The following is a 25,210-nucleotide window of genomic DNA, read 5'->3' as shown; positions in this document are numbered from 1 at the left end:
CGATGGCTCACCATCACCATCACAAGTCGAACGACGAGGTCGAGGGCGACCCCGACACCGGCCACAGCCGGGGCATGCCCCGCCGCCCGGACGAGCGGAAGCTCGACGAGCGGCTGGAGAAGGATCGCGAGGAGGTACGCCGTCCTCCGGAGGACGACACCCGGGCCGACTAGCCGGCCGTGGGGCCCCGGTATCGATGCGGCTTCAGCGCGCGGGCGCCGAGCGGCCGAGGGCGAACCGGCCGGTGCCCGGCCGCCCCTCGACCAGGTCGGCGGCCAGTTCGCCGATGGCCGGTCCGAACTTGAAGCCGTGCCCGGAGAAGCCGGCCAGCACGGTGACCGGGCCCTGCCGGTCGATGACGAAGTCCTCGTCGGGCGTCGTGGTGTAGAGGCAGGTGAGGGGGGTCGGCTCGGTGCCGGCCACGCCGGGCAGCCACTCCTCGGCGTAGGCGCGGAGGCGTTCGACGGCCGCCGCGTCCGGCGTACGGTCGCGGTGGTCGGGGTCCACGACCGGTCCGACGCCGTGCAGCCCGATCTTGACGCCGTCCACGCTGCCCAGCCCGTACAGTCCGCCCGGCACGTGCCACCCGGCCCCCGGGTGGTGGATGAACGACGGCCACTCCAGCGCGCCCGGGACCGGGAAGTGCACCGGCTGCTCCTGGGTGACGCGCATCGGTGGCAGGCCGCTCACAAGGTCCGGCAGGAATCCGGGCGCCCAGCCGCCCACGGCGACCACGACCGCGTCCGCCGTCAGCGCCTCGTCGGCGTCCGTGACGACGGTGGCTCCGACCCCGCCGGTACGCGCGGTGTCCCGGATCTCCGTCTCCCTGGTACGCGCGGTGTCCCGGATCTCCGTCACGCGCACTCCGTGCCGCACCTCGGCGCCACGCTGCCCGGCCGCCTTGAGCAGCGCGGCCACGGCGTCGTCGGCGTGCACCCGCCCGGCGTCCGGGTGGTACAGCGCGGTGGTGTCGGCCCGGAGCCCCGGCCACCGGTCGGCCACCTCACCGGGGGACAGGCGCCGCGCGGACCGCCCCGCCCCGGCGAGCACGTCGGCCAGCCGGTCCACCGCCTCGGGCAGGCCGTGGTCGACGGCCCCGGTGAGCGTCAGCACCGACTGCCCGCTCTCCTCCTCCAGCCGCCGCCACAGGGGCAGCGCCCGCAGCGCCAACTCCGTGTACGAGGGCTCCGCGTACGCCAGCCGGAAGATCCGGGAGGTGCCGTACGAGCTGCCGCGGTCGTGGCCTGGGCCGAAACGTTCCAGCACGGTGACCTGGTGGCCGCGTACCGAGAGGCGCCAGGCAGCGGCCGCCCCCATCAGCCCGCCACCGACGACGAGAACCCGTAGAGCCATGACCGTATGTCCTTTCCTGTGCCGGATCCTGCCGGTCACCGTGCCACCGCCCACGTACCGAGACCGTCCATGTACCACGATCCGGACGCCCCTCCCCGACGAAGGATACGGACGGCAGGTCGTCAGTACGGAGCCATCACCGGGTCGCCGATCACCGCCGGCCCGACCTGTGCGGCCAGCCACGGTGCTCGCTCGGCCTCGACCTGCTTCACGTGGACGAAGACGGTGTGGTCGGTCGCGGGCTCCTCCAGTCGGAGGTCGCGGACGTTGACGCACAGCGTCACGAACGCGCCCCTGGCTCCACCGCCGCCCAAGCCCACTTCGGGGGCGGCGGGCCAGCCCATGAAGTCCCACCGCAGGGTGGCCGGGCTGTCACCCAGCGAGCCGAGGAACGGCCGCACGGCCTCCACCGGAGCGCCCCAGCTCCCCAGCCGGACGGGCAGGTACGCCGACGGCTCGTCAGTTGGATATGGCGGCCACTCTGCCATCGGAGCACCGGCGCTATGCGCTGCATGTATACGCGAGATGTATAGTCGCGAACTCCTGAAGATCTCCGAGAGCCCCGCAGCCCCGGAGAGCTCCCGAAACCGGAACCGAAACCGAGACCGAGACCGAAACCGAGACCATGGAGATGACGATGACCACCAGCACCATCCCGGACGCCCCGGGCGTCCCGGCCGCCCCCGCCGCGCCGAGAAGTGGCGTGCGCACCCGGGTCGGCCGCGCCGCTGTGGCGACGAGCGGTGGTCTGCTCCTCGGCGTACTGACCAACCTGGCCCAAGGATGGCTGCCCGACACGTGGCAGCAACTGGCCAACTCCGGTGCGGTCTGGTCCGCCGCCGCGTTCGTCGTCGGCGCGGTGCTGTACCGGCACGAGCGGCTCGTGCAGGCCGCGTTGGGCGGTGCGGTCGCGGAGGCCGGGCTGGTGGTCGGGTACTACGGGTACGCCGAGTTCGGGCGTGACGGGGCGGGCAGTCTCTTCTTCCCGCTGGTCTGGCTCGGGCTGGCTCTCGTCGCCGGGCCCCTGTTCGGTGCCGCGGGCCGGTGGTGGCGGCAAGGCCGGGGCCTGCGGCGCCGCGTGGTGAGTCTGGGCGCGTTCGCGGGGCTCTGGGGGATGGAGGGGCTCACGTACGCCGTGGACCTCGGCTACCTGCCGGAGGCGTACGCCTGTCTGGCGCTGTTCGTCCTGATCCCGCTGCTGATGGCCCGGGACCACAAGGAGCGTGCCCTGACGCTGGGGGCCGCCGCGGTCTGCGCACTCGTCGCGTACGGCGTCGTCGAGGTCCCTCTCCAGATGCTCAGCGCCTGATCCGAACTCCGCCCTGCCGCCCGGGCGGTGCCGGCCCGCTCGTGCGAGGGCCGGCACCGCGGCGGGTCAGGCCGGCCAGATGCCCGTGACGCGCCGGGTCGCCTGGGCGCCCGAGCGTTCGACCGTGGCCTTGACCACGGCGAAGATCGCGCCCTGTACGGCGGCGGCGAGGAGGATCTGACGCCACGGGCGGTCCTCGTCCAAGGCGTCGGGGGCGTCGCCCTCACCTTCGATGAGCTTCCACGTCTGCTTGAACGCGGCGCCCGCGATCATGCCGCTGATCGCGCCCAGGGCGAGACCGACCGGCCTGTAGGCGATCTTGGACTTCTTCATCGGTTACGCCCCCGGCTACGACGGATCAGCAGGAAGGCGACCAGCACCGCACCGCCCGCCAGGAGCGGGGTGCGGTTGGCGCGGGCGGCCGTCGCGGCCCGGTCCGCCTTCTCCAGCAGCGGGTCGGGCGTCTTCTCCGCCGCGTACCGCTTGGCCTGGGCCGCGCTCTCGCGCACCTGCGCGGCGGCCTGTGCCGTCTTCTCCAGCACGGCGTCCGGCGTCTTGTCCTTCACCGCCTGTGCGGCCTGCTCCGTCTTCTCCCGGAGCTGAGCGGACGCTGCCGCCGCCTTCTCGGCAGCCTGCTCCCTGACCACGGCGGTCTTCTCGGCAGCCTGTTCCTTGACCGCCGCCGACTTCTCCGCGGCCTGCTCCTTCACGGCCGCCGTCTTCTCCTTAGCCTGCGCCTTGATGTCGGCCTTGGCCGCCAGCGCCTCGACGGTCTGCCCGAGTTCGTCGCGCGTCCGCTCGACCTGCTCGCGCAGTTCCTCGGGAGTGGGCGTGCCCATCTTGTTCTGTGATTCGTCGTTCATCGGTGCGCTTTCTCCTTGACCTCGGCCAGATCGGCCTTGACGCTGTCGATGGTCTGTTCGGGTGCGGGGGTACCTGCCCGGGCGATCTGCTTCTTGCCGGCCAGGGCGGCCACGCCGGCCACCGCCGCCAGCACCGCCGTGACGATGAGCGCCGCCGCCCACACGGGCAGCGCCAGTGCGAGTGCGGCGATACAGGTCACCACCAGCGCCTGGGCCGCCAGGATGGAGACAAGACCCGCGGCGCCGAAGAGGCCGCCGCCCTTACCGAACCGCTTGCCCTTCTGCGTCATCTCCGAACGTGCCAGCTGCATTTCCTCGCGGACCAGCTCCGAGATCTGCCGCGAGGCACGCGAGACCAGCACCCCCACCTGGTCGCCATCGGTGCCGGTCTGCCGCTCTGCTGTGCTCATGATGAGGTCACCTTGCTCTCCTCGATCGGTCGGAATCGTCACGGGGCGCGGGCCGGTGGGCCGTTGCGACGGAACGCACTCGTCCGGATGTGTACGCCGTTGTCGTCCGGCTACCCGGCAACGGCCGTGCCACCCGTCCCGGGAACCGCGAACCGCGAACAATCGCTCACTGCTCCATACGCCGACGGTCCCCGTCGCTCCAGGCCCGGGTGTCACGGGGTTCCACGTACGGCTCCTCGTCCTTCGGGTGGCCGCCGGCGATCGCCCGCTGGCGGACCATCTCCGCGTCGAACTCCAGCCCCAGGAGGATCGCCAGGTTGGTGATCCACAGCCACACCAGGAAGACGACCACGCCGGCCAGGGCGCCGTAGGTCTTGTTGTACGAGGCGAAGTTCGCGACGTAGAACGCGAAGCCGGCCGACGCGGCCAGCCAGATCACCAGGGCGAGGAGACTGCCCGGCGTCACCCACCTGAAGCCGCGGCCCTTGGCGTTCGGCGCGGCCCAGTAGAGGACCGCGATCATGACGGTGACGAGCAGGACCAGGACCGGCCACTTCGCGATCGCCCAGACGGTCAGGGCAGTGTCCCCGATCCCCAGGGCGGCACCGGCCTGCCGGGCCAGACCGCCGGAGAAGACCACGATGAGCGCACTGGCGCACGCCAGGACCATCAACGTCACCGTCAGGGCGAGGCGCAGCGGCAGGACCTTCCACACCGGCCGGCCCTCCGGCATGTCGTAGACGGCGTTCGAGGTGCGGATGAACCCGGCGACGTAACCGGAGGCCGACCACACGGCGACGGCGAGACCCGCGATCGCCATGAACGAACCGACACCGGCGTTGCCCTGGAGTTGCTCCACGGCATCACTGATCACGTCCCGGGCGGAACCGGGTGCCAGGTTCCGCAGGTTCTTCAGGACCTGTCGAGTCGCGGACTCGCCCGCGACGCCCAGCAGGGACACCAGCACGAGCAGGGCGGGGAACAGCGCCAGCACCCCGTAGTACGTCAGCGCGGCCGCCCGGTCCGCGAGTTCGTCGTCCTTGAACTCCTTCAGGGTGCCGCGCAGCACCGCCGTCCAGGAGCGCCGGGGCAGCTCGGTCGGACGGTCCGGTGCCCGCTCCTCCACGTGTTCATCAGGTCCCACTCGGCTGTCGCCGTGTACGTTCCCGCCCGCGTGTTCATCGCCGGGTCCCGGCTTCGGTGTGTCCGTCATCCCCAGCGGGTGTCCACCACGGCGGTGCTTCATGTCCCTGAGCCACCGGTCCCGGCGGACTTCTGATTGCCGCCGTTCCGCATGTGTGTTCCGTGCCGACCCGGGTACACGCAGCCACACGCAGGCGGGATTCCGCGGCAGCGTCCGGCACAGGGAAGGTTCGTCATGTCGATATCCATGGAGGCCGCGACCGGGGTCGCGACCTCGGCCGCACTCGCGCCGGCGGCACTCCCGCAGATCGACGATCCGCAGAAGATCGCCCCGAAGGACGCCCGGTCGCTGAGCGCCCTCTTCTTCCAGCAGTTGCAGGTCCTCGAAGAAGGCACGCACGAGTACCAGTACGCGCGCAACACCCTCATCGAGATGAACCTGTCGTTGGTGCAGTTCGCCGCGAAGCGGTACCGCAACCGCGGCGACGGCCAGATGGAAGACATCATCCAGGTCGGCACCATAGGCCTGATCAAGGCGATCGACCGCTTCGAGCTGTCGCGCGAGGTCGAGTTCACCTCCTTCGCGATCCCCTACATCGTCGGCGAGATCAAGCGCTTCTTCCGCGACTCCACGTGGTCCGTCCACGTACCCCGGCGCTTGCAGGAGCTGCGGGTCACCCTGGCCAAGGCCAAGGAGGAGCTCACCTCCGTCCTGGGCCGCGACCCCGGTGTCGCGGAGCTCTCCGAGCACCTGGGCATCTCCGAGGAGGAGGTCATCGACGGCCTCATCGCCTCCAACGGCTACACCGCGGGCTCCATCGACCTCCCGCTCGGCGGGACCGAGCAGGGCGCCTCCGACACCGGCACCAGCTACGCCGACATCACCGGCGACTGCGACCCGGGCATGGAACTGGTCGAGAACCTCCACGCACTGGCCCCGCTGCTGGAGACCCTGGAGCCCCGCGACCTTGAGATCGTGCGGATGCGCTTCGGCCAGGAGATGACCCAGGCTCAGATCGGCGAACATCTGGGCATCTCCCAGATGCATGTCTCCCGGCTGCTCTCCCGGCTCCTCGCCACGTTGCGGGAAGGCATGCTCACCCAGAACTGAGCTACCGGAACACCGGAACACCCGGACACCGGAACACCGGAAGTCGGTCGAAGAAAGAACCCCCGCAGTGGCCCGCTGCGGGGGTTCTTTCCCTAGGTTCTTTACGTTCTTTCGCTACCAGGCCCCAAGGCTCCCGGCCGGATCGCCCTGCGGGCCATCGAGCAGCGAGATCTCCACGCGGACACGCTTCCCCACGGGCTCGCGGCGCACTTCGAAGCTCTCGCAGACCGCGAGAACGATCTCCAGCCCGTGCTGCCCCATGCGCGTCGGATCGGCCTGCCGACTGGTGGGCAGCACCGAACCCGTGTCCCACATCGTGATGCTCAGCACCCCGTCGCCCGCTTCGAGGTCGAGGAGGCACGGGCCCGGCGCGTACTTGCAGACGTTCGTGGCCAGCTCGCTCACCACCAACTGCGTCACATCCATCGCCCGCGCCGACACGGGCATCCCGTGCAGCGACTGCGCATCCGTCAGGAAGTCCCGTACGAAGGCGCGAGCCTGGGCGATCTCTCCCGAACCCATGTCGTACGCGGCACTGCCCAGCACGGTGCCCTTACCCGCCGTCCGCCGGTCCTGTCCGGTCTCCCGGTCCGCCATCAGCAGTTCCACGTCATGTCCCCCGTCGGCCGACTGCACCACACAGCTCTCACCTCTCAAACGCCACCCGCCTACCCGCCGCCACACGTTTCAGTCCCGGGCGGGTCCAGGAATTGTCAGCTTCGGGCCACGGGAACGTCGCCGGCCGTATTCCGGTGCCCAACGGGCCCGGGAGGAGGGCCGATCGGCCCTCCTCCCGGACGGGCCCGCCGGTGATGCTGGTTCCAGGGGTCGGCCGAGGGGCCGGTTCGCACGGACGTACAAAGACGGAGGCAGACTCGTGAAGAAGGCCGTGGTCGTAGGGGTGGACGGTTCGCCGGAGAGTCTGGCGGCGGCCGACTGGGCGGCGCGCGAGGCGTCCCTGCGGGGCCTGCCGCTGCGCATCGTGCACGCCTGGCTCTGGCAGCCGCTGGACATCCCCCTCGTACAGAACCGGGAGACGGAGGCCGAGGCCGCCCGTGCCGTGCTGCGGGAGGCCGAGGAGCAGGTGGCCGGCCGGTACCCCGAACTGTCCGTCTCCAGCCGGGTGCTGCCCGAGACGGCGGTCGTGGCGCTGCTGGCCGAGGCCGAGCGGTCCGCCCTGCTCTGCCTGGGCACCCGGGGGCACGGGGCCCTGCTCGGCTTCCTCCTCGGCTCCTACGGGCAGCAGGTGATCGCCGGGGCGAAGGGCCCGGTCGTCTCCGTCCGGGCGTACGACGGTGAGTACCCGGTCCGCGAGAGCGGCGAGGTCGTGGTCGGCCAGCAGGGCACCCCCGAGGACAGCGCGGACGTGCTCGGCTTCGCCTTCGAGGCCGCTTCCGTACGGGGAGTCCCGCTGCGCGCGGTCCGCGCCTGGAGTCTGCCGCCCGTCTACACCTGGAGCGCCTCCCTGGCCCTCGCCGACGCCTCGGGAGGGCTGGAGCCCTTCGAGCGCAAGGCGCTCCAGGAGGCCCTGGCCCCGTGGCGGGAGAAGTACCCCGAGGTGCAGGTCAGGGAGCACGTCGAGATGGGGAGCGCCGGGCAGGTGCTGGTGGAGGAGTCCGCCGAGGCGCAGTTGACGGTGGTCGGGCGGCGCGCCCGCCGGGCCCCGATCGGCACCCGGATCGGCTCGGCCGCCCACGCGGTCCTGCACCACGCCCGCTGCCCCGTCGCCGTGGTCCCACACGCCTGACGCCCCGGCCCACATGCCTGACGCCCCGGCCCACATGCCTGACGCCCCGGCCCACATGCCTGACGCCCCGGCCCACATGCCTGACTCCCCGGCCCGGGTGCCTGACTCCCCGGCCCGGGTGCCTGACTCCCCGGCCCGGGTGCCTGACTCCCCGGCCCGGGTGCCTGACTCCCGTCCTGACGCCTGACGCCTGACGCCCGCCCCGCACGCCTGACGCCCCCGTCCCCGCCCCGTCCTACGAGCCCGCCCTGTCTCCCCTCAGGGCGGGCTCCGGAGCAGGACGGGCCGGGGCGGCCCTCTAGAGTGGCGCGGTAGGTGGACGGGGCGGAGGGGAAGAGGGCGCTGTGGGGGATGAGCAGCCGCTGTCGCGGATGCCGCAGATGCGGCTGGACGAGCTGCTGGAGGAGTTGCAGGCGAGGATCAACGCCGCCCGGGGGACCCGCGACCGGGTGCACAGCCTGCTGGAGGCCGTCGTCTCCGTGGGCCGCGAACTGGACCTCTCCCAGGTGCTGCGCCGCATCGTCGAGGCCGGTGCGCACCTTGTGGACGCGCAGTACGGCGCGCTCGGCGTCATCGGACCCGACGGGCGGAGCCTGTCCCAGTTCCTCACCTCGGGGATGACAGCGGAGCAGCGGCGGCGGATCGGACCGCTCCCGGCCGGGCACGGCCTCCTCGGCGAGCTGATCCGGCACCCGGAACCCCTGCGGCTGAGCGAACTGGGTACGCACGAGGCCTCGTTCGGCTTTCCGGAACACCATCCGCCGATGCGTACGTTCCTCGGCGTGCCGATCCGCGTGCGCGACGAGGTCTTCGGGAACCTCTACCTCACCGACAAGCGCGCCGGCCTCGACTTCGACGCGGAGGACGAGTCCGTGATCACCACGCTGGCGGTGGCGGCCGGAGTGGCGATCGACAACGCCCGTCTGTACGAGAGCGCGCAGCGCCGGCACCGCTGGCTGCGGGCGGGCGCCGAGGTCACCAACCACCTGCTGTCGGGCGCCGCCCGCCAGGACGTGCTGGAACTGATCGCGCGCCGGGCCGGGGAGATCACCGGCGCCCGCCTGGCGGAGGTGTCCGCGCCCGTCCCCGGCACCGGCGACCTGGTCGTGGAGCTGTCCGTAACGCTGTCCGAGGACGAGGACGAGGACGAGGACGAGGGTGACGGCGACGGCGACGGCGAGGGCACGGACGCGGGCGCGGGCGAGAGCGACCACGGCCTCCCGGGCCGCGTCCTCCCGGTCGACGGCACGCTGGCCGGCGCCGCCTCGGCGGCGGGTGCCCACGTGGTCTCCGCCGACCTGGGGAAGGACCCCCGTTTCCTCCCCGACCCCCACCCCCACCTGCACCTGACCACCGACCCGGGCCCCGCGGTGGCCGTCCCCCTGGGGGCGGCCGGAGCGCACGTCCTGCTGCTGGTCCGCGCGGTCGGCGAACCCGTCTTCACCGAGGCGGACCTGGAGCCGCTGCTCGCCTTCGCGGGGCAGGCGGCGCTCGCCCTGGAACTGGCCGTACGCAGGCGGGACGCCGAACACGTCGCGCTCCTGGAGGACCGGGACCGCATCGCCCGCGACCTCCACGACCTGGCGATCCAGCGCCTGTTCGCGACTGGGATGACGCTCCAGAGCACCGCCCGGCTGATCGAGCACACCGGAGCGGCCGAGCGGGTGAGCCGGGCCGTCGACGACCTGGACGAGACCATCAAGATCATCAGGTCCACCATCTTCGGCCTGCGGGCCCGCGACGACGGCCCCGCCTCCAGCCTGCGCGCCCGGGCCTCCCGCACGGTGGGGGACGCGGTCACCTCGCTCGGCTTCCCGCCCCGGCTCAGCATGGAGGGCCTCCTCGACACCGACGTACCGCTCGATGTGGCCGAGCACGTGGTGGCGGCGCTCGGCGAACTCCTCAGCAACGCGGCCCGCCACGCGCACGCCACCCGGGTCGAGGTCAGCCTGAAGGCGACGGCCGACGAGGTACGCCTGACGGTCTCCGACAACGGCGGAGGCATCCCCGCGCAGAGCCGCCGCAGCGGCCTGGACAACCTCGCCGAGCGCGCCCGCCAGTGCGGCGGCGCCCTGGAGATGTCCACGCCCGACGGCGGCGGCAGCCGGCTGGTCTGGCGCGCCCCGCTGAGCCGATAGGCCGGCGGCCGATGAGGGCCGACCGGCCCTGTTCGCCGGGACCGCCCGTACGGCACGATCGTCACGGCCCACCGCGGCGGGCACGGACAAGAGATGACGGAGCATGTGATGACGGAGCAGCGCACGGGCACCGACGGGAAGGCCCCGGTGACGGTGTTCCTCCTCGACGACCACGAAGTGGTACGCCGGGGTGTGCACGACCTGCTGGACGCCGAACCCGACCTGACCGTCGTCGGCGAGGCGGGCACCGTGGCGCAGGCCCTCGCCCGGGTCCCGGCCCTGCGCCCCCAGGTCGCGGTCCTGGACATCCGCCTGCCCGACGGGGACGGCGTCGGCGTCTGCCGCGAACTGCGCTCCCGGATGCCGGATCTCGCCTGCCTGATGCTGACGTCCTTCGACGACGAGGAGGCGCTGCTCGACGCGATCGTGGCGGGCGCCTCCGGCTACGTACTGAAGCAGATCACCGGTACGGACCTCGTCCAGGCCGTACGCACGGTCGCCTCCGGCCGTTCGATGCTCGACCCCGGCGCCACCGCACGCGTGATGGCCCGGCTCCGCGACGACGCGGCCCAGGACGACCGGCCCTCGGGGGTCGCCGCGCTGACCGCCCGTGAGCAGGACATCCTCGCGCTCATCGGCGAGGGGCTCACCAACCGCGAGATCGGACTGCGGCTCCACCTCGCCGAGAAGACGGTCAAGAACAACATCTCCCGGATCCTGGCCAAGCTCGGCGTCGAACGCCGCGTCCAGGCCGCGGTTCTCGCCACGGAGGCACGACGGGCCGGGTGACCCTCTGATCCGCCCCCACCCCAGGTCTCCCCGCCCCCCGCCCCGCGCCGGCTCATCCGCTCGGAGAGCGCGCACCGGGCGGGGACGGGGGCGGGGCGGGGACGTAGGCGGCGGGCGGCCGCTCGGGTGAACGCACCGGCCCCCGGTTTTCGCGGCCCTCCCGGCGTGGCAAGGCCACGGGGTGCTTCGGAGGTGAGGCACGCCCCCGCGACGGATGCCGTGCGGGTCGCGCCCGCTGACGTGACGACCCGCTCCGGCGCCCCGCCCCCCCCCGGGCGACAGCCATCCCGCACGGCGAGGAGTTGAGCCGCCCCCCATGCCCGAGGAAAGCCGGTACGCCGACGACCCCGACACGGCCATGGACTTCCGGCGTCTTCTGGCGCTGCCGGACGGGCCCGTGAGGGAGCGGCTGCGCGGGGAGATCATCTGCGCCTGGCTGCCCATGGCCCACCGGCTGGCCGCCCGCTACCGCAACCGCGGCGAGACGCTGGAGGATCTGCGGCAGGTCGCGGCCATCGGTCTCGTCAACGCCGTCGACCGCTACGACCCCGAGATCGGCCGCGCCTTCGCGCCCTTCGCCGTCCCCACCATCACGGGGGAGATCAAACGGCACTTCCGGGACCGCATGTGGTCGGTGCACGTACCCCGCCGGATCCAGAACCTCCGCAACGTCGTCCGCCTCGCCCACGCCGAACTGGCCGCTTCGGGCGCTTCGCCCTCGTCCGCCCGGATCGCCGAGCACACCGGGCTGAGTGAGGAGGACGTACGGCAGGGGAGCGAGGCGCTGCACGGCTTCAGCGCCCTCTCCCTCGACACGGAGACCGCCCCCGACGGCAGCGAGCCGCTCCTCGGTGACCGCTTGGGGGCGCTGGACGAGGCGTACGACCTGGTGCTGGACCGCGAGGCGGCGAAGCCGGGCATCCACCGGCTCGCCGAGCGCGAGAAGCGGGTGCTCTACCTGCGGTTCTTCGCCGGGATGACCCAGAGCGCCATCGCCGCCGAACTGGGCCTCTCGCAGATGCACGTCTCCCGGCTGATCACCGAGTCCTGCCGCCGCATCCGCGAGAGTGCCCGCGAGCAGCCCGTGGAGCAGAGCACGCTCGTGTGACAGCGGCTCGGCCGAGGTGACAGACCGCCGGTCACCCGCGCGGCCCCCGTCCGGCAGCGGGGGTTCGACCGGTTCCGCGTGTCGTTCGCGTGGGTGACCGGAACATTCTCGGTGCGGGCGGCGCGGCCGATCAGCCGGGTGAGCTGGGGAGGGGCCTGGGCATTGATCGGGTCGATGACGATGAGCGCGCTCTTCCCCCGACGCCATCCTCCTACCACGTCCGCGTTGCTACACCGTGGTGTTTCACCGAAAGTCCCATGGGAACTCGGCACTCGTTCGACACCCGGGGGAAAGGGCCGTGAAATCCGACGCTGAACAGGGAGTAGCACGTCCCCTGACCTGGTGACCTCGATGACCTGGTGACCTCGATTCCCGACGGAAGGAAGCCTTCATGGATACCACCGGACGTTCCGGCGGCAAGCGGATCGTGGTCACCGGGGCCACCGGCAACGTGGGGACGAGCGTCGTCCGCGCCCTGGCCGCCGACCCCGGGGTGGACTCGGTCCTGGGCCTGGCCCGCAGGCGGCCCGCGCTGGAGATCGCGGGCGTCGAGTGGGACACCGTCGACCTCTCGCGCGACGACAGCGAGGAGCGGCTCACCGGCCTGCTGCGCGGCGCGTACGCCGTCGTCCACCTGGCGTGGCGCTTCCAGCCCACCCACGACCCGGTCGTCACCTGGCAGAGCAACGTGCTCGGCTCCCAGCGGGTCTTCCGCGCGGTGGAGCGGAGCGGGACGCCCGCCCTGGTGCACGCCTCGTCCGTCGGCGCCTACTCCCCGGGCCCCAAGGACGAGCCCGGCGTGGACGAGGAGTGGCCGACCCACGGCTGGCCGGACGCGGCCTACTGCCGGGAGAAGGCCTACCTGGAACGCGTCCTCGACACTTTCGAGCTGCGGCACCCGCAGATCCGGGTGGTCCGGATGCGCCCCGGCTTCCTCTTCAAGGAGACGGCCGCGCCCGAGCAGCGGCGCATCTTCGCCGGCCGCCACGTCCCGGGCAACCTCCTCCGCCCCGACCTGCTGCCCTTCGTGCCCGACCTGGAGGGGCTGCGGTTCCAGGTGCTCCACACCGACGACGCCGCCGAGGCGTACCGGCTGGCCGTGCTCCAGGACGTGACCGGCCCCTTCAACCTGGCGGCGGACCCGGTGATCGACGCCCGCGTCCTGGCGGAGCTGCTCGACGCCCGGATCGTACGGGTCCCGAGGGCGCTGGTGCGTACGGCGCTCGCGGGCGCCTGGCGGGCCCACGCCGTACCGGCATCGCCGCACCTGTTCGACGCGGTGCTGCGGCTGCCCGTACTGGACTCCAGCAGGGCCCGCGAGGTGCTGGGCTGGCAGCCCACCCGTACGGCGCAAGAGGCGCTGAACGCCTTTCTGCGCGGCGTACGGGAGGGCCGGGGCGAGGACACCGCGCCGCTGGTCGGCCGGAAGGTCGGCTGAGGCCGCGAAGCGTCCCGTGCTCCCGGGCCCTCACATCACACGGCTCCCTTCAGGGCCCCGGCGCGGACACGCGCGCAGGACTGGCTGATGAGGCGGGAGACGTGCATCTGGGAGATGCCGAGGCGCTCCGCGATGCCGACCTGGGTCATGTCGCGGAAGTACCGCAGATACAGGATCGTCCGCTCGCGCTCGGGCAGCCTGCGCAGTCCCGGCTTGACTGCCTCGCGGTCGACGGCGACGTCCAGGGCGTGATCGCAGGAGCCCAGCCGGTCGGCCAGAGTGATTCCCCCGTCGGCACCCGCCGGTTCGGCGTCCAGGGACAGGGCGCTGTAGCTCTCCAACGCCTCCAGGCCGAGCAGGACGTCCTCCTCGCAGAGGTCCGCCTCCGCCGCGATCTCGGCGCAGGTGGGGGTGCGTCCACCGAGCCGCTGGGCGAGGTCGCGCCGCGCTGTCCGGACCTGGTTGCGGAGGTTCTGGACCCGGCGGGGAACGTGCACATCCCAGGTGTGGTCGCGGAAGTGCCGCTTCAGCTCACCCGTCACCGTCGGGACGGCGAACGTCTCGAAGGCCTTGCCCCGCGCGGGGTCGTAACGGTCCACCGCCTTCACGAGCCCCATCGCGGCCACCTGGCGCAGATCGTCCATCGGCTCGCCGCGGTTGCGGAAGCGGGCCGCGAGCCGGTGCGCCATCGGCAGCCAAGTGCAGATGGTCTCGTCGCGCAGGGCCTCCCGCTCCGGTCCCGGAGGGAGCGTGCTCAGCCTCTGGAACGCCGTACCGGACGCTGGGGCATCCGTGTCCGACAGCAACTCGGGGGTAGGTGCAGCCTGCATGGTGGTCACTCCTCGACGGCGATGCCCGGTCGCCGTGGGAGTGCTCGCTACCGGACATGGACCACCCGGAACTCCCACGGGCGCCTCATGTCCGAAGCACAGTTCATGCCCTACCCGTCCTAAACGGGGCTAAACGTATGAATCCGCTCCGCGAGGAGCGAACGAGGATGACTGGCGGCGAGCGCGGGACAGCGCCGGGGTGCGGAGGACAGAGCGGACATTCGCGGTGCCCCGCAGCGTATGGACCGGCGCGAAAGGGGTACCCGCCTCGGCTGAGCCCGCCCCCACGGACCGGGAGGAGGCCACGCCTACGGGCGCCGCTCGACGCCGAGGACACCCCGGCCGAGGAGACGATGACCATGCCGACCGTGACCGAGGCCCTGCCTGTGCGGGGCGCACCGTGCTGGGTCAATCTGCTGGTGCGCGACCTGCCCGGCGCGCAGGCCTTCTACTCCGCCGTGCTCGGCTGGAAGTTCGACGACTCCGGGATCCTGGGGGAGGGCTTCTCGGTGGCGCTCGCCGACGGGCGTCCGGTCGCCGGCATCGGGGCCCGTTCCCCCTTCCTGGCCGCCCCGACGGTGTGGACGCCGTACTTCGCCTCCGCCGACGTGAACGGGATCGCCGACCGGATCCGCGAACGGGGCGCGACCGTCGCGGTCGGCCCGCTCGCGGTGGGGGAGGGGCGGGCGGCGATCGCCTCCGACCGGGACGGTGCCGTCTTCGGGGTCTGGGAAGGCGCCGCACCGCTCTGGCCGTCCGGTGCGGCGGGCCCTCTGCCGTGGCTGGAGCTGTGGACCCGGGACGCCTTCGAGGCCGCCCTGTTCTACGGCGAGGTCTTCTCCTGGCCGCGCCCCGGTCCGGACGCCATCGACGTCGCGTACGAGGAGGAGCAGGTCGTGGCCCGGATGGCCGGCCGGCCCATGGCCGTACTCTCCGGCGGAGCCGTCGGCAGCGCACCGGACCCGAGGATCCGGCCGCGGTGGATCGTCCACTTCCCGGTGGACGGCGCCCCTCGGGCGGCGGCGCAGGCGGACCGGGCGGGCGGGGAGACCTTCCCCTCGCCCGGCGTACGAAGCTCCGAATACGTCGTCCGGGACGCGGAAGGAGCGCTGTTCACCGTGGCCGAGGGCGCCGGGGTGTGAGCGTGCCGGTGTGTCCGGTGTGTGAGCGGGCCGGCGCCCTCTCCATGTCCCACACCGTGTCCCCCACGTGCAGATGGTCGGTGTCGGTGAGCGTGCCGTCCACGTCGAAGATCGCCGCGCCTGCCATGTGCACCCGTCTCCTCGCCTGCGTGCCCCGCCGGTCCACCGCTGTCCCCACGTGCGCCGCCCCGGGGCACCCGCTCACCCGCTCACCCGGTCAGGCCCGCCGTCCTCCGCCGTCCTCGTCGTCCGCGACGTGCACGGCGGCTTCCTCGGCGGACGCCGCTCCGCCGTCGATGCCCACGTCCTCGGCGAAGACATCGGTGTTCCGGCCCGTGGCGTCGTCCGCCGCGGCGAGCCTTCCGGCACGCGCGTCGCCGTCGATCCGCTCCTGCGGCTCGCCGTCGCCCTCCGGGACATCGCCGATGCCGTCGCCGTCCGGCGGTTCCACGTCCGGCACCTCCTGGGCGAGCCGCTGGTCGAGCGATTCGCCTTCGCGCTCCTCCTCGCCCGTGGTGCCGAACTTGTTCACGCCCAGGGGGCGTTCGGGAGGGGAGTAGCCCTCTTCCATCTGGTCGTCCAGGTCACGTTCGCCGAGCGTGTTCTCCAGGTCGAGATCGTCGTTCGGCGGGTCCTGGCCGTCGTCGGCCTGGGGCTGGTACACATCGTCGCCGCGCGCTTGGTCGCTCATGGAGTCCTTTTCCGCCGTAGGGTTCTTGCGCTGCCCGGAGAGGTCCGTCAGCGCCCGACAGCCTTCCGCAACTCGTCCTTGTTCATGGAGGAGCGCCCGTCGATGTTCTTCTTCTTCGCCTCCGCGTAGAGCTGGTCCCTCGTCGGGCCCTTCGCTCCCCGGTGGGAGCGTTCGCCGCCGCGTTCGTAGGCGGACTTCTTGTCCTGTGTCGACGTCCTGCTCGCGGTCTTCGACTCGCCGGACCGGGCGCGCTCCTTGTTCACCGTCCTGGCGGCGATCTCCTTGGCGCGCTCGGTGGAGGTGCCCCGCTCCTCCTGGCTCTCCTTGATGTGCTCGTACTGGCGCTCACGCTTCGCACTCGATCCGGCAGGCATGACGTGCTCCTTCTCCGGCCCATCGGCCGCATGGCCGCGAGACCTCATCGGAACGGGTGAACGGGTGAATCGACCACCCGAGGGACGCCCACCCGCGTTTCCCGTACGAGGCCCAATAAACCGCGCCGGGAGGAAGGGGGCACGCCCGTCGAGCCGTTCCGCGTCCAGTTGAGTGAAGGCGCGTCGGCGAGGGGCGACGTTCTTTTCGTGTGCGGCGCCGAGGGCTGTTTTCCCAACCCGTCGGCGCCTGAGCTCCGCGTACGCTGGATACCTGATAAGGGGAGTACCCCTCGCCAGGGCACTAAACATGTCCCTGAACACCGGTCCGCGAGGCGTCGCCGGACCCGTCCACGCTTGCATGAATCGCGCAGGGCTGGGCACAGTTGTAGAAAGAGGTCAGGAAGCGGCCGGCTCGAATGGTCCGCGTCCCCTCTGGTGATCCGTGCTCTTATCCGGATCACTTCTCCTTCCCCGTCCGTATGCGTGCCACCCGGTCATGCGCGATATGCGCTGTCGGTATGTCGCTGCGTGTCGGTCGTCCGTCTCGGGAAAGCTGTCCGCGCTCGTTCACTTCAGCGAGCGCCCTTGGTCGTGAGAGAAAGGCAGAGCGCGATGCTGATGGCACACCCCGCGGTACTCGAGGAACTTCTGCGCCGCTACGAAGAGTTGCGGGCGCGGTACGGCGGGGGCGACGAGGGGCTGTCCCGCGGTCTGGAGGACGTGACCTACACGTTGTGCGTCTCCACCGGGACCCGTGACATCGCCGCGGCGCTCGTCGTCGCTCGTGAGCAGGTGCAGCGCTCGGCCCCGCGAGCGAAGGCCCCGGCCTCCGCCTCGGTCCCCGTCTGACCGGCCGCCGGCCCGGGTGGCCCGTCGGAGCCGACGGGCCACCCGGGCCGGCGAGGTCTCAGGGACGCGGGCGCGGCTCAGGGGCGCGGGCGCAGCCGGGGGCCGCTCGTCGGCGGATCGCCGGAGATACCGCCGACGAGCTGCCCGCAGAGGTCGCGAAGTTTGACATTGCGGTGCTGCGACGCGGTGCGCAGCGTACGGAGCGCCTCTTCGGCCGAGCAGCGGCGCTGACTCATGACGATGCCGATCGCCTGGTCGATGACCGCGCGCGACTGCAGGGCCGCATGCAGATCGGCGGTGAAGGTCCGGGCGTCGGAGAGCCTCTGGGCCAGTGCGATGGCGCCCGTGGCCTGGGCGGCCAGATCGCGTAGACCGTCGAGGTCCGCGTCCTCGAAGCCCTTGACCTCGGGCGAGTAGATGTTCAGCGCGCCCGCGGTGTGGGAGTGCGCGGCGATCGGGAGGGAGAACGAGGACAGGGTCCCGGCGGCCACGGCGAAGGCCGGATAGCCGTTCCAGCGGCTCTCGGCCCGCATGTCGACCACACTGACCTCATGCCCTTCGCGCAGGGCTTCCAGGCAGGGGCCGTCGTCCTGCCCGTACTGCGCCTCGTCCAGCGCCGGTGCGCTGGTCCCCGCGCTCACCACCGTCAGAGCGCGGTTCTCGCGCTCCAGTGTGATGCCACAGCCATCGGCGCCGGGGGCGTTGACCAACGCCCCCTCGACCAGCGCCTGAAGGAAATCATCCAGCGTATCGGTGTCCAGGAGCAGCGAGACGAGATCAGGCGTCCCTGGGGTCAGGGCGTCGGTCATGGTCGCTCCCTTCCGGGCCCGGGAGCCCTCGCAGCCAGCATGGCACGATACGGGAAGTGGCGTCGCGGCCCCGTCGGACCCTGGGCCCCTCCCGCGCACGGGCCGAACCGGACCCGGGCCCCTTCCCGCACGCGGGCCCCTTCCCGCACCCCGGTTCCTTCCCGCACCGGCCCCTTCCCGCACCGGCCCCTTCCCGCACGCGGGCCGAAGAAAGCGAGGGAAAAGGGGGTGTGGGATGCCGATCCGCGGGCAGACGCGCAGCGAGGTCAGGAAGCGGCCTTTCATCGGCCTGTTCCCCTGTCCGGCTGCTTCGCGGAGTACACGATGTCCTTGCTGAGTTATCGCCTCGACGAGTCCCATGTGGTCGTGGAGCTGTGGGAGGTCGTCGACCACGACAACGAGTCGACGGTCGAGCAGGAACTCTCCCGGCTGCTTCCCTGCTGCGGCCCGAGCACCGTCATCGTGGACGTCCTCACCCCTCTCCTCACGCCGAGGGCCCTCGGCGTCCTGTTGCGTGTGCGCGGCGCCGCCGAGCAGCGCGGCGTGTCGATCGCGGTGGTGGCCCGGCACGAGACGTCCCGTGCGGTGCTGAGCGCCGCGGGACTCAACCGCCTCCTTCGCGTCGCGTTCAGCCTCCCGGGCGCCGAGCTCCGGAGCCGGGGCTGCGGACCGGGCGTCGGCGCCTCCCGACCGGAGACGACCCGGGAGCGACCGGAGCGACGGAACGCGCGGCCGGACACCGCCCGGCGCCCGAGCAAGGCCGTCGGGCCGTACACCGCCACGTCCCTGCCGCGTTTTCCCGGGAAATGAGGCCGGTGGAGCCAGGCGGAGGGGCCGGCGGCCAAAGGTGCTTTCCGGCCCTCCTGGCCGGTCTCCGCGAGGCCGGGCGGGCCGTGGCGGCCGAGAGGGCATAATGAAGCGCTGGAGGTCAGGAAACGGCCCTTGAGATTTCTTCCTGCCTCCTTGGAGTTCCCGTGAACCACGCGCTTCCCCGCCGCTCCGCCGCGGTCCCGGCCGCCGGCGCTCCCCGCCCGGTGCGCCCCCCGGCTTCGGCCGCCCGCAGCCGCCCGCCGTCGGCCCGGCCTCTTCCCCGGGGAAGCCTCAGCAGTCCTGCGACCACGGCCGGTGGCGCGCCCGCCCTTCGGCGGCCACCGCTCACCCACGCCTGACCTCCCCGCCGCACGCCCGGAGCCCGTCCCAGGCGCCGGTGCGTCGGTGGAGGTTGCCCTGTCCCAGCGGCACCGGACCGCGCCGCGCCAGCTCTGTCCCGCCCTTTCGGGAGGCGGGTCACCGCCCAGAACGAGATGATCATGACTGACAGGCCCGTGGCCGCGGCGCCGGACACGACCGCGCTGCTCCTGGAGACGAAATCGCTGGACGAGTTCCTCCACGCGCTCGCCCGCAGCGCCCTGGAGCTGGTGGAGGCGGCCGACGGATGCGGCATCACGCTGGAGCGGCAGGGGCGTCCCGTCACCGTCTCCAGTGCGGGAGCCTCCGCCACGAAGCTGGACGAGGCCCAGTACGGGCAGGACGACGGGCCGTGCCTCCAGGCGATGCGCACCGGCCTGGAGGTCAGCGTGCCCGACACGCTCCGGGAGAGCCGCTGGGCCGACTACCCCGCCTACGCCGCGGTCTGCGGTGCCCGGTCCTCGCTGTCGCTGCCCATCGCCCCGCACAGCCACACCGCCGGCGCCCTCAACCTCTACGCGCCGCTCCCGAACGCCTTCGCGAACGCCGACCTGACGGCCCTGCGGCTGCTCACCGCGCAGGCCACGGGAGCCATCGCCCTGGCCCAGCGCATCGCCGACACCGAGGAGTTCGCCGCCGACCTGGAGGCCGCCCTCCAGTCGCGTACGGTCATCGACCAGGCCATCGGCGTGGTCGTCGGCCAGCAGCGCTGCACCCCGGAGAAGGCCTTCGAGGTCCTGCGTACGGCGTCCCAGCACCGCAACGTCAAACTCCGGGTGCTCTGCGCCGAGCTGATCGCCAGCATCACGGGCGAGACTCCCCCCGAGGCACGGATCCAGCCCCGGGGGTGACATGCCGTCGGGCGACGGCCCGTCGGATCAGGACGCCGGGGAGGGGGGAGAGGCGGGAGGGGAGGGGTGCCGGCCGGGTCGCCGTTTGAATCTCCGCACACGGGTAGACGACGCAGAACCCCGCCGTCCTACGTGAGGAATCCCTGTGCCCCGAGATCAGCGCAAGAACATTTTCGTCATCGGAATGGACGAGGCCAACCTGCGCACGCTGGAGGCCGTTCCGGACGCCGGCGACTTCCGTCTCCACCCGCTCCTCAGTCTCAAGGAGTTGCAGGAGGACACCACCACCGTCGACGAACTCCTCACCCACGCACGTGCCGTGCTCGACGCGCACGACGGCTCCATCGACGCGATCGTCGGCTACTGGGACTTCCCGGTGAGCACCCTCGTCCCCCTCCTCAGCAAGGAATACGGGACGACCAGCACCAGCCTCGAATCCGTCGTCAAGTGCGAGCACAAATACTGGAGCCGGCTGGAACAGCAGAAGGTCAGCGACGCCCATCCGCGCTTCGGCATCGTCGACCTGGACAGTGACGATCCGCAGCCGCCGGAGGGCATGAGCTTCCCCATGTGGGTGAAGCCCGCGCTGGCCTACTCCTCCGAGCTGGCCTTCGGCGTGGCGGACATGGACGAATTCCGGACCGCCGTCGCGGAGATACGCGGAGGCATAGCCCGGGTCGGAAAGCCTTTCGAGGCGATACTCGATCTCCTCGAACTCCCGTCGGAGATGGCGGGCGTCGGAGGCCAGGTCTGTCTCGCCGAAGAGGCCATGACCGGAATCCAGGTGGCCGTCGAGGGATATGCGCACCAGGGCGAGGTCACCGTCTACGGCGTGCTCGACTCGATCAACTACCCCGACTCCTCGTCCTTCCTGCGCCACCAGTACCCGAGCACCCTCCCGGGCCCGGTCATCCAGCAGTTGCACCAGGTCAGCGAACGCACCATGCGGCAGATCGGCATGGACAACGCCACCTTCAGCATCGAGTTCTTCTACGACCCGAAGACCGGCGACGTCAGTCTGCTGGAGATCAACCCCCGGCACTCCCAGTCGCACGCGGAGATGTTCCACTTCGTCGACGGCGTCCCCAACCACCACCGCATGTTCCGCCTCGCCCTGGGCGGCGACCCGGCCCTCCCGGCGGGCGGGGGCCGCTACAAGGTGGCCGCCAAGTGGTACTACCGCTGGTTCGGTGAGGGGCGCGTCCACCAGGTGCCGACCGCCGAGGAGATCGCCGCCATCGAGCGGGACATCCCCGGCGTCCACATCGACATGGTCCCCGCCGAGGGCCAGAAGCTCTCCACCGTCCACGGACAGGACAGCTACAGCTACGAGGTCGCCCACATCTTCACCGGCGGGGACGACGAGGACGACCTGCGCCGCAAGTTCGACGCCTGCGTCGCCGCGCTCGGCCTGAGCTTCGACGAGACCGAACCGGGCGGCCGTGGCCGGAATTCTTCGTGATGTCCCGGGTAGCCGCCCCCACCGGACCCGACGTCAGGAAGGACCCTGCCACCCGTATGCGATTCGTCGAACAACTCCCGTACGCGACCGAGGTCGAGGACCACGTCACCATCACCATGGCGGACGGGGTACGCCTGTCGGCCAGGATCTGGCGGCCCGTCTCCTCCGACGCGGAACCGGTCCCGGCGGTCGTCGAGACCATCCCGTACCGCAAGAACGACCTCACCTCCACCCGGGACGCCATCCACCACCCGTACATCGCGGGCCACGGCTACGCCTGTGTACGGGTGGACCTGCGCGGGACCGGGGAGTCGGAGGGCGTCCTGCTGGACGAGTACCTGGAGCAGGAGCAGTGCGACGCCGAAGAGGTGCTGGCCTGGGTCGCGGCCCAGCCCTGGTGCGACGGGAACACCGGCATGATGGGCATCTCCTGGGGCGCCTTCGCCGCGCTCCAGACAGCGGCGCGCAGGCCGCCGAGCCTCAAGGCCATCGTCATCGCCTCGTTCACCGACAACCGGTACGCGGACGACATGCACTACCTCGGCGGTGCCATGCTCTCCGACAACCTCGCCGAGGCCGGCACGATGTTCGCGTACGCCACCTGCCCGCCCGACCCGGAAGTGGTCGGCGACCGGTGGCGGGACATGTGGCGGGAGCGGCTGGAGTCCGCCCGCCCCTGGGTCCTGGAGTGGCTCCGCCACCCGCACCGCGACGCCTACTGGCAGCACGCCTCACTCAGCGAGGACTACGGACAGCTACAGACCCCCGTCCTGGCCTCCAGCGGCTGGGCGGACGGCTACTCCAACGCGGTCACGCGCCTTCTGGCGGGCGTCGACGTGCCCCGCAAGGGCCTCATCGGCCCCTGGTCGCACAAGCTGCCGCACCTCGGCGAGCCCGGCCCCGCCATCGGCTACCTCCAGGAGGTCGTCAAGTGGTGGGACCACTGGCTCAAGGGTGTCGACAACGGCGTCATGGACGGGCCGATGCTCCGCACCTGGATGCAGGAGAGCGTCCCGCCCTCCACCTCGTACGAGGAGCGCCCCGGCCGCTGGGTCGCCGAACCCTCCTGGCCCTCGCCGCACGTCAAGGAGGTGGTGCACCCGCTGCGGGGCGCCACCATCGTGACCGGGGACGAGGAGGAGCCGTTGCCGCGCGGCCGTACGCGTACGGTGCAGTCGCCGCTCTCCGTCGGCCAGTTCGCGGGCAAGTGGGCCTCCTACAACGCCCCGCCGGACCTGCCCTACGACCAGCGTGAGGAGGACGGCGGCTCCCTGGTCTTCGAGACCGAACCGCTGACCGAGCGGGTGGAGATCCTCGGCGCGCCCTCCGTGGACCTGGAGGTCTCCGCCTCCGCGCCCGTCGCCCAGGTCACCGCCCGGATCTCCGACGTGGCCCCGGACGGCCGCGCCACCCGGGTCACGTACGGCGTGCTCAACCTGACGCACCGGGAGAGCGACGAACACCCCGAGCCGCTGGAGCCCGGCCGCCGCTACCGCGCCCGGGTCACGCTGAACGGGGTCGCGCAGGCGTTCCCGCCCGGCCACCGCATCCGGCTCTCGCTCTCCACCTCGTACTGGCCCCTGGTCTGGCCGGCCCCGGAGCCGGCCCTGCTCACCGTCCACGAGGACGGCGCCGCCCTGACCCTGCCGGTACGTCCCACCGAGGAGCCCGACGGCATGCCCCAGGCTTCCTTCGGCGAGCCGGAGGGCTGCCGTCCGCCGCCCGTCACCCGGCTCACCGAGCCCGAGCAGGCCTGGAACGTGTCCAGGAGCCTGGTGGACTACCACTCCGCCCTCGACATCGTGAAGGACCGGGGCCGCCAGCGGTACGAGGACAACGGCATCGAGGTCGGGCTGCGGGCCTGCGAGCGGTACACCTCCGTGGCCGACGACTTCGCCTCCCTGAGCGGCCGTTCGGCATGGACGATGACCTTCTCCCGGCCCGGCGGCTGGGACGTACGGGTCGAGACGAGCACCGTCCTCACCTCCAGCGCCGACACGTTCACCGTCGACGCGACCCTGGACGGGTACGAGGACGGGCGCCGGGTCTTCTCCCGCACCTGGAACGAGACCGTGCCGCGAAATCTGGCCTGACCCGGGAGACCCCCCCGCGGTGGCCTCACGGACCGCCCCGGACCGGACCGCCCCGGACCGGACAGCCCCGGCCGGACCGCCCCGGATTGGACAGCCCCGGGGCGGTCCGGCCGGACATGAAGAGAAGATGAGGCCTCACGTGTCGATCACCACCGTGGGTGCGGTGTACGGGTGTCTCGGCATAGGAGCCTTCCTCGCCGCCGCGCTGCCCCGGCTGCTCTCCCGTCTGCCGGTCTCGGTCCCGATGGTGTTCCTCGCCGCCGGTGTGCTCCTCTACCTCGCGCCGCTGCCGCTGCCCGAGATCGACCCGGTCGCCGACCGGGTCTGGACGCAGCACCTCACCGAGCTCTGTGTGATCACCTCGCTGATGGGGGCGGGCCTCGCCATCAACCGCCCTTTCGGGTGGCGGTCCTGGGCCGCCACCTGGCGGCTGCTCGGGGTGGCGATGCCGCTGACGATCGGGGCGACGGCGCTCGCCGTCTGGTGGCTGCTGGGCTGGCCGGTCTCCGCCGCGCTCCTGGTGGCTGCGGCCCTCGCGCCGACGGACCCCGTCCTCGCCTCCGAGGTGCGGGTGGGGGAGCCGTCCGACGACGAGCACGACGAGGACGAGGTCCGCTTCGCGCTGACCAGTGAGGCGGGGCTCAACGACGGGCTGGCCTTCCCCTTCGTCCTCGCGGCGGTCGCTCTCGCGGCGGCCGGGGAGAGCTGGACCGGTGGGTGGCTGACGCACTGGGCGTGGAGTGACGTGCTCGTGCGGATCGGGGTGGGTGTGGCGGCGGGCGTCGCCATCGGGCTCCTGTTGGGCCGGGTGCTCTTCCGGGCCCGGGCCACCTCGCTGCGGCTCGCCGAACACGGCGAGGGGTTCGTGGCGCTGGCGGCGATGTTCCTGTCGTACGGCGTCACCGAGGCGCTGCACGGGTACGGCTTCCTGGCGGTCTTCGCCACCGCGTGCGCCCTGCGCAGGTCCGAACGCGACCACGGCTACAACAAGGTGATGCACGGCTTCGTCGAGCAGGTCGAACGTCTGCTGATGGCCCTGCTCCTCTTCGCTGTGGGCGCGTTCGTGGCCTCGGGCGGACTGGCCGCACTCACCTGGCGGGGCGCGGTGATCGGTGTACTCCTGCACGTTCTCATCCGCCCGGCCATCGGCTGGCTCGCCCAGCTGCGGGGTCCCGGGCTGCCGACCGAGCGGGCGGCCATCGCCTTCTTCGGGATCCGGGGCATCGGCTCGTTCTTCTACCTCGCCTACGCCGTGGGGGAGGGCGGCTTCGGGCGGTACGAGGGGGAGATGTGGGCGGTGGTGGTCTTCGCCGTCCTGATCTCCGTGGTCGTCCACGGCGTGGCGGCGACCCCGGTGACGGCGTACCTCGACCGTCGCGCGGCCAAGGCCCCGGCCGGGAACGAGGCCGGGCACGAGGCCGGGGAGGAGGCCGGGAAAGGGGCCGGGAACGAGGCCGGGGAGGAGGCCTCCTAGGGAGGCGGCGTGCCGCCGGTGGCGTTCATGATCTCGCC

Annotated in this window: 26 protein-coding genes; 15 read left to right on the top strand and 11 right to left on the bottom strand. The window is 72.0% G+C overall.

Annotated features, from left to right (window positions below; all coding sequences use genetic code 11):
• Positions 1–2 precede the first annotated feature (2 nt).
• Complete coding sequence (locus ACFWRT_RS28320; protein ID WP_380954074.1) at positions 3–173, top strand: hypothetical protein; 171 nt, start codon at positions 3–5, stop codon at positions 171–173.
• A 31-nt stretch (positions 174–204) separates the two neighbouring features.
• Here the strand turns inward: ACFWRT_RS28320 and ACFWRT_RS28315 are convergent, their stop codons facing one another.
• Entirely contained in the window at positions 205–1,353 is a 1,149-nt protein-coding gene (locus ACFWRT_RS28315; RefSeq protein WP_380954075.1) for an FAD-dependent oxidoreductase, read from the bottom strand.
• A gap of 122 nt (positions 1,354–1,475) precedes the next feature.
• Positions 1,476–1,841, bottom strand: coding sequence for a hypothetical protein (locus tag ACFWRT_RS28310; RefSeq protein WP_380954076.1), 366 nt, complete (start codon positions 1,839–1,841; stop codon positions 1,476–1,478).
• A gap of 149 nt (positions 1,842–1,990) precedes the next feature.
• On the opposite strand from ACFWRT_RS28310, the gene ACFWRT_RS28305 reads away from it, so the two are divergent.
• Positions 1,991–2,662, top strand: coding sequence for a DUF6518 family protein (locus ACFWRT_RS28305; protein WP_380954078.1), 672 nt, complete (start codon positions 1,991–1,993; stop codon positions 2,660–2,662).
• A 66-nt stretch (positions 2,663–2,728) separates the two neighbouring features.
• Here the strand turns inward: ACFWRT_RS28305 and ACFWRT_RS28300 are convergent, their stop codons facing one another.
• From ACFWRT_RS28300 to ACFWRT_RS28285, 4 genes are all read right to left on the bottom strand, one after another.
• Positions 2,729–2,995, bottom strand: coding sequence for a DUF4235 domain-containing protein (locus ACFWRT_RS28300; protein ID WP_380954080.1), 267 nt, complete (start codon positions 2,993–2,995; stop codon positions 2,729–2,731).
• A complete protein-coding gene (locus ACFWRT_RS28295; RefSeq protein ID WP_380954081.1) occupies positions 2,992–3,525 on the bottom strand; it encodes a DUF3618 domain-containing protein in 534 nt (177 codons plus the stop codon). The genes ACFWRT_RS28300 and ACFWRT_RS28295 overlap by 4 nt, the downstream gene beginning before the upstream one ends.
• Positions 3,522–3,935 carry a phage holin family protein gene (locus ACFWRT_RS28290; protein ID WP_380954082.1) on the bottom strand — a complete coding sequence of 138 codons (414 nt, stop codon included), beginning with the start codon at positions 3,933–3,935 and terminating at the stop codon, positions 3,522–3,524. The genes ACFWRT_RS28295 and ACFWRT_RS28290 overlap by 4 nt, the downstream gene beginning before the upstream one ends.
• Positions 3,936–4,101: 166 nt before the next feature.
• The gene (locus ACFWRT_RS28285) at positions 4,102–5,148 is read right to left on the bottom strand and encodes a YihY/virulence factor BrkB family protein (protein ID WP_380954083.1); all 1,047 of its coding nucleotides are present in this window, start codon (positions 5,146–5,148) and stop codon (positions 4,102–4,104) included.
• A 165-nt stretch (positions 5,149–5,313) separates the two neighbouring features.
• On the opposite strand from ACFWRT_RS28285, the gene ACFWRT_RS28280 reads away from it, so the two are divergent.
• Entirely contained in the window at positions 5,314–6,189 is an 876-nt protein-coding gene (locus ACFWRT_RS28280) for an RNA polymerase sigma factor SigF (RefSeq protein ID WP_380954084.1), read from the top strand.
• Positions 6,190–6,303: 114 nt separating this feature from the next.
• Here the strand turns inward: ACFWRT_RS28280 and ACFWRT_RS28275 are convergent, their stop codons facing one another.
• The gene (locus ACFWRT_RS28275) at positions 6,304–6,786 is read right to left on the bottom strand and encodes an ATP-binding protein (RefSeq protein ID WP_380954097.1); all 483 of its coding nucleotides are present in this window, start codon (positions 6,784–6,786) and stop codon (positions 6,304–6,306) included.
• A 280-nt stretch (positions 6,787–7,066) separates the two neighbouring features.
• On the opposite strand from ACFWRT_RS28275, the gene ACFWRT_RS28270 reads away from it, so the two are divergent.
• The 5 genes from ACFWRT_RS28270 (at position 7,067) to ACFWRT_RS28250 (ending at position 13,409) form a co-directional block, all read left to right on the top strand.
• Positions 7,067–7,936 (top strand): universal stress protein, encoded by an 870-nt coding sequence (locus tag ACFWRT_RS28270; protein ID WP_380954085.1) that lies wholly within the window; start codon positions 7,067–7,069, stop codon positions 7,934–7,936.
• Positions 7,937–8,280: 344 nt separating this feature from the next.
• The gene (locus tag ACFWRT_RS28265) at positions 8,281–10,074 is read left to right on the top strand and encodes a GAF domain-containing sensor histidine kinase (RefSeq protein ID WP_380954086.1); all 1,794 of its coding nucleotides are present in this window, start codon (positions 8,281–8,283) and stop codon (positions 10,072–10,074) included.
• Between the two features lie 108 nt (positions 10,075–10,182).
• Positions 10,183–10,863 carry a response regulator gene (locus ACFWRT_RS28260; RefSeq protein ID WP_380954087.1) on the top strand — a complete coding sequence of 227 codons (681 nt, stop codon included), beginning with the start codon at positions 10,183–10,185 and terminating at the stop codon, positions 10,861–10,863.
• A gap of 316 nt (positions 10,864–11,179) precedes the next feature.
• Entirely contained in the window at positions 11,180–11,971 is a 792-nt protein-coding gene (locus ACFWRT_RS28255) for a SigB/SigF/SigG family RNA polymerase sigma factor (protein ID WP_380954088.1), read from the top strand.
• Between the two features lie 391 nt (positions 11,972–12,362).
• Positions 12,363–13,409 (top strand): SDR family oxidoreductase, encoded by a 1,047-nt coding sequence (locus tag ACFWRT_RS28250; protein WP_380954089.1) that lies wholly within the window; start codon positions 12,363–12,365, stop codon positions 13,407–13,409.
• A 35-nt stretch (positions 13,410–13,444) separates the two neighbouring features.
• Here ACFWRT_RS28250 and ACFWRT_RS28245 read toward each other — a convergent pair whose 3' ends face one another.
• Positions 13,445–14,239 (bottom strand): RNA polymerase sigma factor SigF, encoded by a 795-nt coding sequence (locus tag ACFWRT_RS28245; RefSeq protein WP_380954090.1) that lies wholly within the window; start codon positions 14,237–14,239, stop codon positions 13,445–13,447.
• A 353-nt stretch (positions 14,240–14,592) separates the two neighbouring features.
• Here ACFWRT_RS28245 and ACFWRT_RS28240 point away from each other — a divergent pair, with 353 nt between their 5' ends.
• On the top strand, positions 14,593–15,381 hold the full coding sequence (locus tag ACFWRT_RS28240; RefSeq protein ID WP_380954091.1) for a VOC family protein: 789 nt from the start codon (positions 14,593–14,595) through the stop codon (positions 15,379–15,381).
• Positions 15,382–15,598: 217 nt separating this feature from the next.
• On the opposite strand, the gene ACFWRT_RS28235 is transcribed toward ACFWRT_RS28240, so the two are convergent.
• Positions 15,599–16,072 carry a DUF5709 domain-containing protein gene (locus tag ACFWRT_RS28235; protein WP_380954092.1) on the bottom strand — a complete coding sequence of 158 codons (474 nt, stop codon included), beginning with the start codon at positions 16,070–16,072 and terminating at the stop codon, positions 15,599–15,601.
• A gap of 47 nt (positions 16,073–16,119) precedes the next feature.
• Entirely contained in the window at positions 16,120–16,446 is a 327-nt protein-coding gene (locus ACFWRT_RS28230) for a plasmid stabilization protein (RefSeq protein WP_380954093.1), read from the bottom strand.
• A gap of 612 nt (positions 16,447–17,058) precedes the next feature.
• On the opposite strand from ACFWRT_RS28230, the gene ACFWRT_RS28225 reads away from it, so the two are divergent.
• Positions 17,059–17,295, top strand: coding sequence for a DUF5133 domain-containing protein (locus ACFWRT_RS28225; RefSeq protein ID WP_380954095.1), 237 nt, complete (start codon positions 17,059–17,061; stop codon positions 17,293–17,295).
• 77 nt (positions 17,296–17,372) lie between these two features.
• Here the strand turns inward: ACFWRT_RS28225 and ACFWRT_RS28220 are convergent, their stop codons facing one another.
• Positions 17,373–18,104 (bottom strand): GAF and ANTAR domain-containing protein, encoded by a 732-nt coding sequence (locus ACFWRT_RS28220; RefSeq protein WP_380953219.1) that lies wholly within the window; start codon positions 18,102–18,104, stop codon positions 17,373–17,375.
• A gap of 324 nt (positions 18,105–18,428) precedes the next feature.
• On the opposite strand from ACFWRT_RS28220, the gene ACFWRT_RS28215 reads away from it, so the two are divergent.
• From ACFWRT_RS28215 to ACFWRT_RS28195, 5 genes are all read left to right on the top strand, one after another.
• Positions 18,429–18,914 (top strand): STAS domain-containing protein, encoded by a 486-nt coding sequence (locus tag ACFWRT_RS28215; protein ID WP_380953220.1) that lies wholly within the window; start codon positions 18,429–18,431, stop codon positions 18,912–18,914.
• 500 nt (positions 18,915–19,414) lie between these two features.
• A complete protein-coding gene (locus tag ACFWRT_RS28210; protein WP_380953221.1) occupies positions 19,415–20,143 on the top strand; it encodes a GAF and ANTAR domain-containing protein in 729 nt (242 codons plus the stop codon).
• A gap of 145 nt (positions 20,144–20,288) precedes the next feature.
• Entirely contained in the window at positions 20,289–21,605 is a 1,317-nt protein-coding gene (locus tag ACFWRT_RS28205) for an ATP-grasp domain-containing protein (protein ID WP_380953222.1), read from the top strand.
• A 56-nt stretch (positions 21,606–21,661) separates the two neighbouring features.
• Positions 21,662–23,698, top strand: coding sequence for a CocE/NonD family hydrolase (locus ACFWRT_RS28200; protein ID WP_380953223.1), 2,037 nt, complete (start codon positions 21,662–21,664; stop codon positions 23,696–23,698).
• A 127-nt stretch (positions 23,699–23,825) separates the two neighbouring features.
• Positions 23,826–25,172: a cation:proton antiporter gene (locus tag ACFWRT_RS28195; RefSeq protein ID WP_380953224.1), complete on the top strand. Its 1,347-nt coding sequence runs from the start codon at positions 23,826–23,828 to the stop codon at positions 25,170–25,172.
• Positions 25,173–25,210: the final 38 nt, after the last annotated feature.

The sequence above is a fragment of the Streptomyces cyaneofuscatus genome (assembly GCF_042718795.1).
Classification (GTDB): domain Bacteria; phylum Actinomycetota; class Actinomycetes; order Streptomycetales; family Streptomycetaceae; genus Streptomyces; species Streptomyces cyaneofuscatus_A.
This window is presented reverse-complemented; position numbering and strand designations above follow the sequence as displayed.

Excerpts from the sequence above, each read along its gene's own strand:
- ACFWRT_RS28320 (WP_380954074.1), top strand. The coding sequence starts at position 3 with ATGGCTCACCATCACCATCACAAGTCGAACGACGAGGTCGAGGGCGAC.
- ACFWRT_RS28275 (WP_380954097.1), bottom strand. The coding sequence starts at position 6,786 with ATGGCGGACCGGGAGACCGGACAGGACCGGCGGACGGCGGGTAAGGGC.
- ACFWRT_RS28285 (WP_380954083.1), bottom strand. The coding sequence starts at position 5,148 with ATGACGGACACACCGAAGCCGGGACCCGGCGATGAACACGCGGGCGGG.
- ACFWRT_RS28260 (WP_380954087.1), top strand. The coding sequence starts at position 10,183 with ATGACGGAGCAGCGCACGGGCACCGACGGGAAGGCCCCGGTGACGGTG.
- ACFWRT_RS28240 (WP_380954091.1), top strand. The coding sequence starts at position 14,593 with ATGACCATGCCGACCGTGACCGAGGCCCTGCCTGTGCGGGGCGCACCG.
- ACFWRT_RS28290 (WP_380954082.1), bottom strand. The coding sequence starts at position 3,935 with ATGAGCACAGCAGAGCGGCAGACCGGCACCGATGGCGACCAGGTGGGG.
- ACFWRT_RS28215 (WP_380953220.1), top strand. The coding sequence starts at position 18,429 with ATGTCCTTGCTGAGTTATCGCCTCGACGAGTCCCATGTGGTCGTGGAG.
- ACFWRT_RS28280 (WP_380954084.1), top strand. The coding sequence starts at position 5,314 with ATGTCGATATCCATGGAGGCCGCGACCGGGGTCGCGACCTCGGCCGCA.
- ACFWRT_RS28250 (WP_380954089.1), top strand. The coding sequence starts at position 12,363 with ATGGATACCACCGGACGTTCCGGCGGCAAGCGGATCGTGGTCACCGGG.
- ACFWRT_RS28255 (WP_380954088.1), top strand. The coding sequence starts at position 11,180 with ATGCCCGAGGAAAGCCGGTACGCCGACGACCCCGACACGGCCATGGAC.
- ACFWRT_RS28195 (WP_380953224.1), top strand. The coding sequence starts at position 23,826 with ATGAGGCCTCACGTGTCGATCACCACCGTGGGTGCGGTGTACGGGTGT.
- ACFWRT_RS28245 (WP_380954090.1), bottom strand. The coding sequence starts at position 14,239 with ATGCAGGCTGCACCTACCCCCGAGTTGCTGTCGGACACGGATGCCCCA.
- ACFWRT_RS28235 (WP_380954092.1), bottom strand. The coding sequence starts at position 16,072 with ATGAGCGACCAAGCGCGCGGCGACGATGTGTACCAGCCCCAGGCCGAC.
- ACFWRT_RS28220 (WP_380953219.1), bottom strand. The coding sequence starts at position 18,104 with ATGACCGACGCCCTGACCCCAGGGACGCCTGATCTCGTCTCGCTGCTC.
- ACFWRT_RS28300 (WP_380954080.1), bottom strand. The coding sequence starts at position 2,995 with ATGAAGAAGTCCAAGATCGCCTACAGGCCGGTCGGTCTCGCCCTGGGC.
- ACFWRT_RS28310 (WP_380954076.1), bottom strand. The coding sequence starts at position 1,841 with ATGGCAGAGTGGCCGCCATATCCAACTGACGAGCCGTCGGCGTACCTG.
- ACFWRT_RS28295 (WP_380954081.1), bottom strand. The coding sequence starts at position 3,525 with ATGAACGACGAATCACAGAACAAGATGGGCACGCCCACTCCCGAGGAA.
- ACFWRT_RS28305 (WP_380954078.1), top strand. The coding sequence starts at position 1,991 with ATGACCACCAGCACCATCCCGGACGCCCCGGGCGTCCCGGCCGCCCCC.
- ACFWRT_RS28210 (WP_380953221.1), top strand. The coding sequence starts at position 19,415 with ATGACTGACAGGCCCGTGGCCGCGGCGCCGGACACGACCGCGCTGCTC.
- ACFWRT_RS28225 (WP_380954095.1), top strand. The coding sequence starts at position 17,059 with ATGCTGATGGCACACCCCGCGGTACTCGAGGAACTTCTGCGCCGCTAC.
- ACFWRT_RS28200 (WP_380953223.1), top strand. The coding sequence starts at position 21,662 with ATGCGATTCGTCGAACAACTCCCGTACGCGACCGAGGTCGAGGACCAC.
- ACFWRT_RS28315 (WP_380954075.1), bottom strand. The coding sequence starts at position 1,353 with ATGGCTCTACGGGTTCTCGTCGTCGGTGGCGGGCTGATGGGGGCGGCC.
- ACFWRT_RS28230 (WP_380954093.1), bottom strand. The coding sequence starts at position 16,446 with ATGCCTGCCGGATCGAGTGCGAAGCGTGAGCGCCAGTACGAGCACATC.